10 protein-coding genes are annotated in these 13,494 nt (G+C 67.0%); 7 read left to right on the top strand and 3 right to left on the bottom strand.

Going from position 1 to position 13,494, the window contains the following annotated elements; all coding sequences use genetic code 11:
• Positions 1–5: 5 nt before the first annotated feature.
• Entirely contained in the window at positions 6–3,005 is a 3,000-nt protein-coding gene (locus NSQ78_RS02110) for a TonB-dependent receptor (RefSeq protein ID WP_049468634.1), read from the bottom strand.
• Between the two features lie 51 nt (positions 3,006–3,056).
• Entirely contained in the window at positions 3,057–4,529 is a 1,473-nt protein-coding gene (locus NSQ78_RS02105; protein WP_064237518.1) for a transglutaminase-like domain-containing protein, read from the bottom strand.
• A 132-nt stretch (positions 4,530–4,661) separates the two neighbouring features.
• On the opposite strand from NSQ78_RS02105, the gene NSQ78_RS02100 reads away from it, so the two are divergent.
• The 6 genes from NSQ78_RS02100 to NSQ78_RS02075 all read left to right on the top strand — a co-directional run bounded on the left by NSQ78_RS02100 (position 4,662) and on the right by NSQ78_RS02075 (position 11,164).
• Positions 4,662–6,098: an SH3 domain-containing protein gene (locus NSQ78_RS02100; protein WP_064239594.1), complete on the top strand. Its 1,437-nt coding sequence runs from the start codon at positions 4,662–4,664 to the stop codon at positions 6,096–6,098.
• Positions 6,099–7,193 (top strand): dipeptide epimerase, encoded by a 1,095-nt coding sequence (locus NSQ78_RS02095; protein WP_014645715.1) that lies wholly within the window; start codon positions 6,099–6,101, stop codon positions 7,191–7,193.
• Between the two features lie 613 nt (positions 7,194–7,806).
• Positions 7,807–8,655, top strand: a complete 849-nt coding sequence (locus NSQ78_RS02090; RefSeq protein ID WP_053461992.1) for a MurR/RpiR family transcriptional regulator — start codon at positions 7,807–7,809, stop codon at positions 8,653–8,655.
• Positions 8,656–8,670: 15 nt separating this feature from the next.
• Complete coding sequence (locus tag NSQ78_RS02085; RefSeq protein WP_064237517.1) at positions 8,671–9,432, top strand: L,D-transpeptidase family protein; 762 nt, start codon at positions 8,671–8,673, stop codon at positions 9,430–9,432.
• On the top strand, positions 9,429–10,730 hold the full coding sequence (locus NSQ78_RS02080) for an amino acid permease (protein ID WP_049468572.1): 1,302 nt from the start codon (positions 9,429–9,431) through the stop codon (positions 10,728–10,730). The genes NSQ78_RS02085 and NSQ78_RS02080 overlap by 4 nt, the downstream gene beginning before the upstream one ends.
• A gap of 110 nt (positions 10,731–10,840) precedes the next feature.
• Entirely contained in the window at positions 10,841–11,164 is a 324-nt protein-coding gene (locus NSQ78_RS02075) for a hypothetical protein (protein ID WP_049468574.1), read from the top strand.
• Between the two features lie 44 nt (positions 11,165–11,208).
• Here NSQ78_RS02075 and yiaA read toward each other — a convergent pair whose 3' ends face one another.
• Positions 11,209–11,661, bottom strand: a complete 453-nt coding sequence (gene yiaA, locus NSQ78_RS02070) for an inner membrane protein YiaA (protein ID WP_064237516.1) — start codon at positions 11,659–11,661, stop codon at positions 11,209–11,211.
• A gap of 168 nt (positions 11,662–11,829) precedes the next feature.
• On the opposite strand from yiaA, the gene NSQ78_RS02065 reads away from it, so the two are divergent.
• Positions 11,830–12,999, top strand: coding sequence for a PQQ-dependent sugar dehydrogenase (locus NSQ78_RS02065; protein WP_064237515.1), 1,170 nt, complete (start codon positions 11,830–11,832; stop codon positions 12,997–12,999).
• Positions 13,000–13,494 lie beyond the last annotated feature (495 nt).

Raw genomic sequence — 13,494 nt, 5'->3', positions numbered from 1 at the left:
GGGCCTCAGTAGGCCCAGGTGACGGTCAGCTGCGCGTAGCGCGGCGACTGGAAGCCGGTGCCGTAGCGGTAGAGCGGGTTCGGCGTGCCGATGCTGTCCTGCGGCTCGTAGTCCTGGTCCACGGTCACCACGCGCTGCTGGTTGAGCACGTTGTACACCGCCAGCTTCAGGCGCAGATCGGTGGGAATCGGCACCTTGTACGAGACGCTCACGTCCAGGTCATAGGTCCAGGGCGTGCGGCCGTCGCCACCGCGTGGCGAATGCACGAACACGCGCTGGGACGGAACCGTCGACTGGCAGTTGGACACGCACACGTAGTAGCTGTGGAAGTCGGTGTCGTCGAACGGATTACCGGCGCCGAAGCGGGTAATCGGGCTGCCCGACTGCACGCCCAGCGTGGCCGCCACGCTGAGGTTCTCGGTCAATGCGTAGCTGCCACGGAACTTGAACTGGTGGCGGCGGTCGTTGGCCAGATAGCCGTAGCCGCGGTAGTTGACCCAGGGGTTGTCGAAGTTCTCGGTGCGCCCTGCGTCGGCGAAGTCGGTATCGGAGTTGACCGGGCCTTCTGCGTTGCCGCGACCGTATGCAAGGGTGTAGGAGGCGTTGAAGCCCCACTTGCCGTCCCAGGCGCGGTCGACCTGCAGTTCCAGCGCCTTGTAGTCACGCTTGGGCTTCACCCAGCCGCGCTGGCCGACGTAGTTGCCGTTGTCGTCGTACAGTGCCCAGCCTTCCTTCGACGTATCGATGCTGATCCAGCCGTCGTTGCGGCCATCGCAGTCGGTGTCGCCCCAGACGGTATTGGTGCGCCCGGGGTTGCCCATGATCCACACCCCGTCGATGGCACCACACTGGCCGGTCGCGGTGATGTTCATGTCATCGATGGCATTGTGCAGGCGGCGATAGGTCACGCTCGCCCCCACCGACCAGGCTTCGTTGATCATCTGCTGGAAGCCGAGGATCGCTTCGTCCTGGTAGACCGGGTCCATGTCCCGGTTCACTTCGGCACGCAGGTCCGGCACGCTGCCGTCGCCCTGCGAGTTGTCCACCGGCCCGATCTGTGCGCCCAGGTTGGGGATGTTGTTGGCCGCGCCGCTGTAGCCGAGGAACTCATACCAGGTCCGCTCGTCGAGGAAGCCACCGGCCTGCTTGATGTTGATGACGTTGGCCACCGGCAGGAAGTATCGGCCCAGGTTGCCGAACACCTTGGTCGTGCCATCGCCGCGCACGTCCCAGGAGAAGCCCAGGCGCGGGGCCAGCATGTCGTCGATCTTGATGTAGCTGCTGCCGTCGCCGCCCTTGTTGTCGAAGGCTTCCAGGCGCAGGCCCATGTTCAGCAGCAGATTCGGCGTCACCTGCCAGTTGTCTTCCAGGTAGTAGGCCGAGTTGATCGTCTCGAAGGCCCCTTCCACTTCATAGCGACGGGTGCGCGCGACCAGGCCGCTGGCCGGCACCACGCCACCATTGAGCGGACTGCCGGGTGTGCGGGCATAGATGTCATAGCGCAGGCCGCCGGGCCCGGGGTAGGCACGGCTGTAGTCGGAGGTGTTCTCTTCGCGGTCCAGGCCGAAGCGCAGCAGGTGGTTGCCCAGCGTCCATTCGAAATCGGCGCGTGCAGCCTTGCGGGTGTCCAGCGCGGATTCCAGCTGCGAGCTGCTGGTGCAGCCGCGGTCACCCTGCAGCGATGGCGGCACGCCCTGGCTGGCGGTGCGATTGTCGAACACGCGGTTGCAGTTCTCGTCCATCAACGAGCTCTGCACACGGTTGCGCTTGTTCTCGCCGTACATCAGCTTCATGGTCAGGTCGTTGTTGACCTGCCAGCTGTAGGTACCGGACCAGTTCTTGCCACCCACCGTGTTGTAGATCTGGTTGCTGCGCTCGCCCACGGTCTGCCCCGTGGCGTAATCGTAGGCGTAGACGTCGGTGAGGGTCTTGCTCTTGTCCGAGAAGCCGAACAGCGACAGCATCTGGTTGTCGGTGATCTGCCAGTCGATCTTGCCGCCCCAGAACGGATCATCGGCCTTGCCCTGGCTCAGGCGCGTGCCGGCGTCATTGGTCGAGGTGGGGCGGTAGTCGCGCGCCTCGTACATGCCGAAGAAGAACAGGCGATCCTGCACCAGCGCACCGGAGGCGAACACATTCAGCGCGCTGCGGCTGTAGTCGTCGCGGCTGGCGGTGATGTAGCGGCTGCCGCTGCCGTCGTAGCGATCACGTGCCTGCGATTGCCATGCCCGCGGCTCGAACACCAGCTCGGCGCCGGCCTTGAAATCGTTGCTGCCCGAGCGGGTCACCGCGTTGATGACACCACCGGTGCTGCGCCCGAACTCGACCGAGTAGCCGCCGGTCTTGACCTGGAATTCCTGGTAGAACGAGAACGGCACCGACGAGAAGCCGACCCGGTTGTAGAAGTCGGTGACGTTCAGGCCATTGATGTAGACGGTGTTCTCGGCCACCGACGAACCGCCGAAGGAAATGCCCTGCCCGCCGAGCGACCCCTTGCCCTTCACGGCTCCCGGCGCGAGCAGCGCTACGGCGGTGATGTCACGGTCCACCGGCAGGCGCGACAGCTCCTCGCGGGTGATGTTGGTGGCCGACTCGGTGGACTTCACGTCCACCATCGACACCACCTGCGGCGCCCGCACTTCGACCGTGCCCAGGGTACTGACCGCACCCAGCGGCACGTTGACCGTGGTGGCACTGCCGAGGCTGACCGTCACCTGGCCGACGCGGCTGGCCCCTCCGCCGGGCAGGCTCACCTCCATGTCATAGGTGCCGACCGGCAGCAGCGGAATGCGGTAGCTGCCGTTGGCGTCGGCCTGCACGGAGCGGACGAAGCCCGTTGCCGGGTTGCGTACGGTCACCGTGGCACCGGCCGGGACCTGGCCGGCATCGCTGACCAGCCGGCCGACCACTGAACCATCCTGTGCGAATGCGCTGGGCGCGATCACGCCCAGACACGCCCCGAGAGCGACGCACAACGCCGCCCGCTTGATGCTGTAAGCCTTCATCCCCTGCTCTCTCCTGCAAGAATTGAATGGTGTGGAATGCGAGGTGTCGCGCTAGCGTTGCCTGGCTGGCAGTGCCCGCCACTGGAAGTCGTAGCTCCATTGGTCGAAGTACAGGTTGCCGCCTGCCCACTCGGCCTCGCCACGCTGCGAGTCGACCGTTTCCGAGCGGTAATGCTGTCTGGCCGGCACAAAGGGCTGGCCGAAATCACCGTTGAAGGCGATGCGGTAGCCATCGAGGCCACCCAGATAGAAGTCGCGCAGCGCCGGTACATCGCTGGCCAGTGCGCCAGTGGTCACGTCCATCGGCAGCCAGCCATACGGCGCCAGGTAGACCTGTCCCCAGTCATGCAGATTGTTGTAACCACTGCCATCGTCGGAGAACACCATGCCCGACTGCCAGCGTGCGGGGATGCCGTTCAGGCGCAGCAGTGCGATCAGCAGCAACGTCTGCTGCCCGCAGTCGGCATGGCCGGCACGGAGCGCGTAATCGCTGATGTTGCTGAGCGTGGAATATTCGCGCGCACCGGCCCACGGAATGCGGTCGACCGCGGCAAACAGCCTGCGCACCACTTCATACGGGCGCGTCTCGCCCTGCAGTACCTGGTCGGAGAACAGCTTCAGCGCCGGGGTGAAGCGCACATGGGGCAGCTGTTCGGCCAGATAGGGCTTCAGGGCCGGATCGGCCGGGGTCGGTTGCACCACGGCCGGGTCGATCGCGGTATGCCGGGCGAAGATCGTGACCGCGTAGCGGATCTCGAAGCGGGTCGGCTGCCCGGCCACCGCGTTGGCTTCGAGGTAGGCGGTGCGTTGCTGGGTGTGGGCCGGAGCCACGCGCGCCTTGCCCGGGGTGCTGCCCAGCCACTGCACCTGCTCCTGCTGGCCGGGGATCTCGCGCGGGTACGGAATCCAGGCACGCACGGTCTCGCCGGCCGGCACCGCATCGGCCTTCACCGTCAGCGACTGGGTGAATTCGATGCGCTGCGGCAGCACCGACGCCTGGCCTCGCTGCTCGGACGCGGCCACCACGCGCGCGTGGTGTGCGTTGAGCACTTCGTTCGGGCCCGGAGCGGGCATCGGCGCATCGGCGCGGCGGCGCGCGCGTGCTTCGGCGCTGAGCAGGAACAGATTCGACGGCGCGCGCTTGAAGTACCAACGCTCGCCGTCGATATCGAGATGCTCGATCAGGCCAAGCTGGTCCCAGCGCGCGAATTCCTCGTCGGTCAGGTCGGGAATCCAGCGGCGTACGGCGGCCTTGGCGGCAGCGTGGTCGAGGCTGAAATCCAAGCGGATGCGGCGCATGCGCTCGCGCTGGAAGGCCCCGTCGGCGGTATCGCCTGCCGTTGCCAGCAGCGCTTGGGCATCGCTGAAGCGACCGCTGTCGATCAGGTCGATCACCTGCGCCTGGCGCGCCCGCTGCTGGTGGCTATCCCCATCCGTGGCCTGCGCGGCAGACGCCCACAGCAGCAGCGCGGCACACAGGCCGGCAGCAGCAGGCAGACGTGGTTTGCGAACGGCAGGATCCACAGCGACACTTCCCCAGCGCGGGTGGTAACGGCTGTGTAACACGGGCCGGGATGCCGGTCAATAATTTATTCTTGCTTTCGCCGCCGAAAGGAATAAATATTCCAACAGGCATTCGAGGAGGGTGTGCTGCGCATGATCCTGGCTTCCCGCGAACGGCACCGGCGTTGGCCGCGCCGCGTGTCCCTGGCGCTGTGCCTGCTGGCCGCACCGGCCTTTGCACCGGCGGCACCACCACCCGACCCGGGTGCGCCGCTGCCGTATGTGATCGGCCTGCACGAGGCCTACCTGACGCCGCAGTACTGGGCCGCGCGTCTGGACAACGCCGATGCGCCGATCCTGGACCGCGCGCAGATCGAGGCGCAGAACGCGCGGATGCGGGCGCAGGACAGCCACCTCCAGGACATCGCGGCGTTGCCGGCGCAGCTTGACGCGGCGACGGTGCGTGCCAGCATCACCGCGCTGTCGCGCTGGCCCGCACGCGCCCTCTACAGCGACAAGGGCCAGCCGATCGCGCCGGCGCTGCGCAGCGTGATCGAAGCCAACCTCGGCCTGGATGCGATCCCGGCCGAGGTGGCACCGGCCTACGGGCTGGTGGTGAAGCGCGCGGCACTGCGTACCTTCCCCACCCGCGAGCGCGTCTTCAGCAGCGTCGGTGACACCGATATCGACCGTTTCCAGGAATCGGCACTGTTCCCCGGCGACAAGGTCGCCGTGGTCCATCGCAGCGCCGACGGCCGCTGGCTGTTCGTCCACAGCGAGCGCTACAGCGCGTGGATCGAGGCCGAGGCCATCGCCAGCGGCGACAAGGCCACCGTGCTCGGTTACGGCACGAAGGGCCCGTACCGGATCGTCACCGGTGCCACCGCGCAGACCGCCTACACCCCGGAAGAGCCGCGTGTCTCGCGCCTGCAGCTGGACATGGGCGTGCGCCTGCCGGTGTTGGCCGACTGGCCGGCTGCCGATCCGGTGAACGGCCAGCAGGCGCACGCATCGTGGGTGGTGCAGTTGCCCGTGCGGGAAGCCGACGGCCGCCTGAAGCTGGTGCCGGCGCTGCTGCCACGCTCGCAGGACACTGCCGCCGACTACCTGCCGCTGACCCCGCGCCTGCTGCTGCAGCAGGCGTTCAAGTTCCTTGGCGAACGCTACGGCTGGGGCCACGACTACGACACCCGCGACTGCAGCGGCTTTGTGTCCGAGATCTACCGCAGCTTCGGCGTACTGCTGCCGCGCAATACCAGCGCGCAGGCGGTCAGCCCCGCGCTGGATCGACTACCGTTCACCGGCAAGGACGGCAAGGCGGTGCGCGACCGCGCCGTCACCGACCTCCGTGTTGGCGACCTGGTCTACATTCCCGGCCACGTGATGATGGCCATCGGCCACGTCGACGGCCGCACCTGGGTGATCCACGATACGGCAGGCGGCAGCTGGTTCGGTGCCGACGGCAGACGTGTGCAGGCCCATCTCAATGGTGTTTCGGTCACGCCGCTGGAGCCGATGATGGCCAGCGATACCGTCCGCTACATCGACCGCATCACCAACATCCAGCGCCTGCGGGCCAAGACCCCCTGAATGAAGATCACTGCCATCGAACTGGGCATGCTGCGCGTGCCGTTGAAGACACCGTTCAAGACGGCCCTGCGCACGGTGGAAACCGTCGAGGACGTGGTCGTCCTGATCCGTACCGATACCGGCAACACCGGTTACGGCGAAGCCCCGGCCACCGCCGTGATCACCGGCGATACGCACGGCTCGATCATCGAAGCGATCCGCCACTTTATCGCCCCGCGCCTGATCGGCCAGGACGTGGTCAACCTCAACCACCTGTGCACGCTGGTGCAGACCGCGATGGAGCGCAACACCAGCGCCAAGGCGGCGGTGGAGATCGCACTGTACGACCTGTGGGCGCAGCTGCACGGTGCCCCGCTGTACCAGATGCTTGGTGGCGGCGACCCGGTGATCACCACCGACATCACCATCAGCGTGGACTACATCGACAAGATGGTGGCCGACTCGCTGTCGGCAATCGAACGCGGCTTCGAGTCGCTGAAGATCAAGGTCGGCAAGGACATCGGCCTGGACATCGAACGGGTCAAGGCGATCCATGCCGCCGTGGAAGGCCGTGCCCTGCTGCGCCTGGATGCCAACCAGGGCTGGACTGCCAAGCAGGCGGTGCATGCGATGCGTACGCTGGAAGACGCCGGCGTGGTGCTTGAACTGCTGGAGCAGCCGGTGAAAGCCGCCGACATCAGCGGGCTGAAGTACGTCACCGACCGCGTCAACACGCCGGTGATGGCCGACGAGAGCGTGTTCAGCCCGAGCCAGGTGATGGACCTGATCCAGCAGCGTGCGGCCGACATCATCAACATCAAGCTGATGAAGACCGGCGGCCTGTCCAACGCGATCCGCATCGCCGACATTGCCGGCATCTACGGCGTGCCGTGCATGATCGGCTGCATGATCGAATCGAGCATCAGCGTGGCTGCCGCCGTGCACCTGGCCGTGGCCAAGAGCGATGTGATCACCAAGGTCGATCTGGACGGCCCCTCGCTGGGCCAGTTCGACCCGGTCAGCGGCGGCGTGCATTTCAACGAATCGGAGATCAGCATCAGCGACGTGCCGGGGCTGGGCATTACTGAAGTGCGTGGGCTGGAGATGCTGGGTTGATTTCTGCCTTGCGGCTGACGTTGCGTGCCACTGACGTTGGGTCGCGCGTTACTTTTCTTTTCGCGAAAAGAAAAGTAACCAAAAGAAACGCTCCGCCGGCCGCGAGCCGGTGCTACGCACCGGTTCCCTGCGCTCCTCGGCCAGTGGAGGGACGGCGCGGGAACTCGCTACGCTCAGACACCCGCGCCTCTTCGCCCTCGCCGGACCTGCGGTGCTCGGCTCGCTTGAAGGCGGACTCAACGACAAAGGCAACAACTGCATCCCGTGGATCCACGCCATGCGTGGATGCTTTTGCTCTTGCTTCTGCTCTACCCCGTATCCCCTTCGCGGCTGGCACGCGCGCGATCTGTCCGGGGTCGGGCGGGTGGGGCTTGCAGGGGTGTCCGCGCCATGGGCCCGAGGCATGCCTCGGGCGGGTTGGGCAGGACGCCCAACCCAGGTCTTGCCGTTTGCGCAGGACAGCGCAAACGAGCAAGCGCGGCCAAGCCTCCGTGGACGGATTCACGGCGTCCCCTGCAAACCCCACCCGCCCGACCCACTCCATGACCTGCTCTACGCTGCCAACCGCAACGCGTTCCCCTATGCTCCAACGCACGCCCCTCGGACGCCCCGCATGCCGCCCCTGCTGAAGATCCGCACCGAGCGTGGGCAGATGTCGGCCATCGAGCGCCGCATCGCCGACTTCATCCTCGACAACGCCCACCTGCTGCGCGACTACTCGTCCCAGCAGCTGGCCAGCGCGTTGGGCATCAGCCAGTCCAGCGTGGTGAAGTTCAGCCAGAAGCTCGGCTTCAAGGGCTACCCGGACCTGAAGTACTCCATCGGCCAGGACGTCGCCCGCGCCGGTGCTGATCCGCAGCAGGCGCCCGACGAACCCGACAGCGGCGATGACTACCTGCGCCTGGGCGAGGCGCTGCGCCGCAGCAAGGCGCAGGCCGAAGAGGAAACACGCCAGGCCAATCCACGCGCGGAGATCGAGCGCATCGTGCAGCTGCTCGACGGTGCGCCCAAGCTGTTCGTGTACGGCCTGGGAGACGACGGCCTGTTCGCCCGCGAGTTTGCCATGCGGCTGTCGCTGCTCGGGCTGCTGGTGGTACCCCACACCGACCCGATCCTGATGCTGGCCAACCTCTCGGCCGCACGGCCCGGTGACGCGCTGCTGGTGTTCTCCGAGTTCGGCAACCTGCCCCAGCTCTCGCAGCTGTCGCGGCAGTTCCAGGACATGGGGGGCAAGGTGATTTCCATCACCCGCCACACCGCCAACCCGCTGCGCGCGCATGCGGATGCGGCCCTGGCGGTCTGCGCCCACGACCGCACGCCGCAGGTCGCGCAGCTGCTGTACCGTAGCGCCATGCACGCCCTGCTCGATTTCCTGTTCGTGCTGCTCTGCCATGCCAATCCGGATCGCCAGCAGCAGCTTGCGGTGAACCTGGAGCGGATCGACCACCTGCTGGATTCCTGACCGGAGCGCATGTTGATGAGATCGCTGGTCCGCCTTGTCATCACTACACTGCTGCTTGCCGCAGTGGTGTCCGTTCACGCTGCGCCGCTGGATGGCGCGCGCCAGCTGATCGTGGTCACCAGCGATGGCTGGGACAGCACCCAGGGGCAACTGCAGGCCTATGTGCGCGACGGTAAGGGCTGGCACCCGCATGGCCAGGCGTTCCCGGTGGCGCTTGGCCGCACCGGCAGCGCATGGGGCCTGGGCCTGCATCCGGCACAGGCCGATGGCCCGCAGAAGCAGGAAGGCGATGGCCGCAGCCCGGCCGGCATATTCGCGCTCGGCAGCGCGTTCGGCTATGCGGTCACCCGGCCCGGCACCGCCCTGCCCTACCAGCCGATGCTGGACAGCAGCTACTGCATGGACGTGCCCGCCTCGCCGTTCTACAACCGCATCGTGGATGAGAAGAAGGTCGGCAGCGCAGCGGTCAAGGGCTCCACCGAGCCGATGCGGCTGGACCTGCACAACAAGGGCGACGTGCGCTACCGGGAAGGCTTCGTGATTGCCCACAACCCGGACAACCAGCCCGGCAAGGGCAGCTGCATCTTCGCCCATCTGTGGCGCCAGCCCGGCGAGGCCACCGCCGGCTGCACGGCGATGCCGCAGGAACGCATGCAGGCACTGCTGGACTGGCTGCGGCCGCAGGACGCGCCGCGTTTCGTGCTGCTGCCGCGCGCGGAGTACAAGCGACTGCAGGCGCAGTGGCAGCTGCCTGCACTGAAGGGAGACGGCCGTTGAGCGCGCAGGACGAGCCGCAGCTGCAGCGCGCGGTCAGCCGCTGGCAGATCGTCGGCCTGTCGATCAACGATGTGATCGGCAGCGGCATCTACCTGCTGCCGGCCGCCACCGTCGCCCTGCTCGGCCCCTTCAGCCTGTGGGGCGTGGTCGCCGCCGGCATCGTCGTGGCCTTGCTGGTGCTGTGCTATGCGCAGGCCGCCAGCTACTTCGATGAACCCGGCGGCAGCTACCTGTATGCACGCGAGGCCTTTGGCCGCTTCGCCGGTTTCGAGATCGGCTGGATGATCTGGCTGACCCGCATCAGTTCGGCGGCCGCACTCAGCAATGCGCTGGCCGATGCGGTCGCGCGCTTCTGGCCGTGGGCCGGTGCCGGCCTGGGCCGCATCGCGGTGATCGTGGTGTCGCTGGGCTTCCTCACCGGCATCAACATCATCGGCGTGCGTTCGGCCGCGCGCACCGGCGTGGTGCTGGTGATCGGCAAGATGCTGCCGCTGCTGCTGTTCGTGGCCATCGGTGCGTTCTACATCGACCCGAAGCTGGCCTTCTCCGGCCAGCGCCCGGACCCGCACGACCTGCAACGCATGGGCGAGGCCGCGTTGTTGCTGCTATACGCCTACGCCGGTTTCGAGAACATTCCCGCCGCCGCCGGCGAGTACCGCAATCCGCGCCGCGACATTCCGTTCGCGCTGATCACCATGATCATCACCGTCACCGTCATCTACGGCGCGGTGCAGGTGGTGGCACAGGGCACGCTGGCCGGCCTGGCCAGCTCGGCCACGCCGCTGGCCGATGCCGCCGCTGGATTCGGTGGCGAAGCACTGGCGCTGATCCTGACCGTCGGTGCCACCATCTCCATCCTCGGCACCAACAGCAACACGATGATGATGGGCCCGCGTTTCCTGTTCGCGCTGGCACGCGATGGCTATGGGCCGAAGATCCTGGCCCAGGTGCATCCGCGCTTCCATACCCCGGCCGCGTCGATCCTGTGCCAGGGCTTGATCGCGCTCGGCCTGGCCCTGTCCGGGTCGTTCGTGCAGCTGGCCCTGCTGTCGATGACCACGCGCCTGTTCGCCTACATCGGCACCGCCGCGGCGGTACTGGTCCTGGCCAAGCGCTACGCCGACCGCCCGGGCGCGTTGAAGCTGCCCGGTGGACCGCTGATTCCGGTGCTGGCACTGCTGCTGTGCCTGGCCCTGTTTGCCAGCGCCAGCTGGCAGAACATTGCCGCCGCACTGGTCGCGTTTGCCATCGGCGCAGTGATCTACACGCTGCCGCGCAAGGATGCCAGCACCGGGTGACCGGCCGCATCATGCCGTGCCGGTCGGATTGATCCGGCAATCACGTCGCTGGACCGGGCCATTAACCATCGGGCCGGCATGATCGGGTTTCGTCCACCACGGAGCCCTCCATGACCGAGTACCAGATTCCCGGCCGCGTGCCGGACGACAGCACCCCGCGTGATGCGATCAGCAACTACTGGCGCGAGCGCTACACCGCCGAACCGTACTACGACGACCAGCTGTTCTTCGAGGACTACGAGCCGGCTTACCGCATCGGCCACGCCGCGCGTGCACAGGACATCATCCGCGCCTATGAACAGGTCGAGGCCGAGCTCGAATCACGCTGGGCCAACGAACGCGGCCGCAGCCGCCTGGAATGGGCGCAGGCACGCAATGCGGTGCGTCGTGGCTGGGAGGATGCACAGCTGGCGGATCCGCAATTGAAGCGATAGCGCCCTGCTGCTGTAGAGCCGAACATGGGCTCGGCTCTACACATTCACTCCTGTTCCGGCAGCGGCGGCACGATCGCGCTGCGCTTGCTCTCGCCACCACCAGCGGCGATCAGGTCGCGGGTATTCTTCTGCACCGCCACCGCACCGAACAGCGACAGCGCATACGCCATGCCGTAGAAGCCTTTTTCACTGGGTGCCAGCGTGGCATTCCACAGGCCGACCAGCAGCAGCGTCAGCGCCGACAGCAGCGCGAACCAGCACAGCGCGTAGTACAGGCCGCTCACCGGAATGCCTTCCACGCGATCGCGCACGCTCTTCTGCAGCGAGACCGCCGCGAACAGGCCGAACAGCAGCAGGGTCAGGTAGTAGCCCTTCTCGTTGAGCGCCATCGTGGCGTTGAACAGGCCGATCAGGTACGCCGCCGCCCCCAGCAGCAGCGCCACCCACGAGGCGGCGATGAAGGCGGTGGACGGCTTGTGGGGTATTGCAGTGTTCATTGCAGGTCCTTGGCAGGCAGGCGGGCACGCTTTGCCCGGGCGTGCCCACCCTAGACGATCCCGCTGCGCTCGCACAGGGGTCGCAGGACCTTCGGGCCACGACGCTCACGGCACCGGTGGTATACAAGGGAACGCCCGGCCATCCGCATCCCCGCCCTGGAGATACCCATGACCCGCACGCCCCTGCTGCTCGCCCTCGGCCTGGTGCCGATCCTTGCCACTTCCGCCTGCAACGCCGCCGACCCGGCCGCCAACGGCGCCCAGACCGCAGCGCCCGCAGCTTCCACCGCTGCCGACCAGCGCCCGTTCACCGCCACCGAAGTCAGCCGCTTCGACCAGCCATGGGCGATGACCTTCCTGCCTGATGGCAGCCTGCTGGTCACCGAGAAGCGCGGCAAACTGCAGCACCTGGACCTGGACAGCGGCCAGAAGCACGAGATCACCGGTGTTCCGAAGGTCGCCTATGGTGGCCAGGGCGGTTTCGGCGACGTGATCCTGCACCCGGATTTCGCCCGCAACCACGTTATCTACCTCAGCTATGCCGAGGAAGGCACGCTGGATACCCGCGGTGCTGCGGTGGCCCGGGCCACCCTGGCGCTGGATGCCAACGGCGGTGGCCAGCTGAAGGACCTGAAGGTGATCTGGCGGCAGAGCCCCAAGGTCAGCGGCGAAGGCCACTACGGCCATCGTCTTGCCTTCGGCCCGGACGGCAAGCTGTGGATCAGTTCCAGCGAGCGGCAGAAGTTCGATCCGGCCCAGGACATGGGCAGCAACCTCGGCAAGATCATCCGCCTGAACGACGATGGCAGCCTGCCCGCCGACAACCCGTTCGCTTCGCAGGGCGGGGTGGCCGCACAGGTGTGGTCGCTGGGCCACCGCAACATCCTCGGCATGGCCTTCGATGCCAGCGGCAAGCTGTGGGCTCACGAGATGGGCCCGGCCGGCGGTGACGAACTGAACCTGGTCGTGCGCGGCGCCAACTACGGCTACCCGATCGTTTCCAATGGTGACCATTACGATGGCCGCCCGATTCCCGACCACGACACGCGCCCGGAATTCGCCGCGCCGAAGGTGACCTGGACGCCGGTGATCTCGCCGGCCGGCTTCGTGATCTACAGCGGCAGCCTGTTCCCGCAGTGGAAGGGCAGCGGCTTCATCGGCGGCCTGTCGTCCACCTCGCTGGTGCGCGTGGCCTTTGACGGCGACAGTGCACGCGAAGCCGAGCGCTTCAACATGGGCGAGCGCATCCGCGAAGTGGAACAGGGCCCGGACGGCGCGCTGTGGCTGCTGGAAGACGGCAGCAAGGCACGCCTGCTGAAGCTCACGCCGAAGACCTGAGGTAGTGCCGACCGCCGGCCGGCACCCTGGATCCTTCCAGCATCCTGCGGTTGCCGGCCAGCGGCCGGCACTACCCTTGCCAGACGGCCCCGCACGCGGGGGACCTTCACCTCGGTCTTCGATGGGCGAGCGCACCCGACGGTGCGCTGTGGCTGCTGGAAGACCGCAGCCGCTGGTAAGCAACCTGGATCCTTCCGGCACCCTGCGGTTGTACCAGCGGCGGCACTACCCTTGCCAGACGACCCCGCACGCGGGGGACCTTCACCTCGGTCTTCGATGGGCGAGCGCACCCGACGGTGCGCTGTGGCTGCTGGAAGACGGCAGGTAGCCGGCCGCTGGCCTACAACCTGGATCCTTCCGGCACCCTGCGGTTGCTCTACCAGCGGCCGGCACTACCCTTGCCAGACGACCCCGCACGCGGGGACCTTCACCTCGGTCTTCGATGGGCGAGCGCACCCGACGGTGCGCTGTGGCTGCTGGAAGACGGCAGGTAGT

Source organism: Stenotrophomonas sp. FSL W7-1447 (assembly GCF_037966425.1).
Lineage (GTDB): Bacteria > Pseudomonadota > Gammaproteobacteria > Xanthomonadales > Xanthomonadaceae > Stenotrophomonas > Stenotrophomonas pavanii.
The sequence above is the reverse complement of the archived record's forward strand: the minus strand, read 5'-3'. Positions and strand labels throughout refer to the sequence as shown.

Bases quoted from the DNA above. Each gene is read 5' to 3' on its own strand.
- NSQ78_RS02085 (WP_064237517.1), top strand. From the start codon at position 8,671: ATGAGATCGCTGGTCCGCCTTGTCATCACTACACTGCTGCTTGCCGCA.
- NSQ78_RS02100 (WP_064239594.1), top strand. From the start codon at position 4,662: ATGATCCTGGCTTCCCGCGAACGGCACCGGCGTTGGCCGCGCCGCGTG.
- NSQ78_RS02065 (WP_064237515.1), top strand. From the start codon at position 11,830: ATGACCCGCACGCCCCTGCTGCTCGCCCTCGGCCTGGTGCCGATCCTT.
- NSQ78_RS02110 (WP_049468634.1), bottom strand. From the start codon at position 3,005: ATGAAGGCTTACAGCATCAAGCGGGCGGCGTTGTGCGTCGCTCTCGGG.
- NSQ78_RS02095 (WP_014645715.1), top strand. From the start codon at position 6,099: ATGAAGATCACTGCCATCGAACTGGGCATGCTGCGCGTGCCGTTGAAG.
- NSQ78_RS02075 (WP_049468574.1), top strand. From the start codon at position 10,841: ATGACCGAGTACCAGATTCCCGGCCGCGTGCCGGACGACAGCACCCCG.
- NSQ78_RS02090 (WP_053461992.1), top strand. From the start codon at position 7,807: ATGCCGCCCCTGCTGAAGATCCGCACCGAGCGTGGGCAGATGTCGGCC.
- yiaA (WP_064237516.1), bottom strand. From the start codon at position 11,661: ATGAACACTGCAATACCCCACAAGCCGTCCACCGCCTTCATCGCCGCC.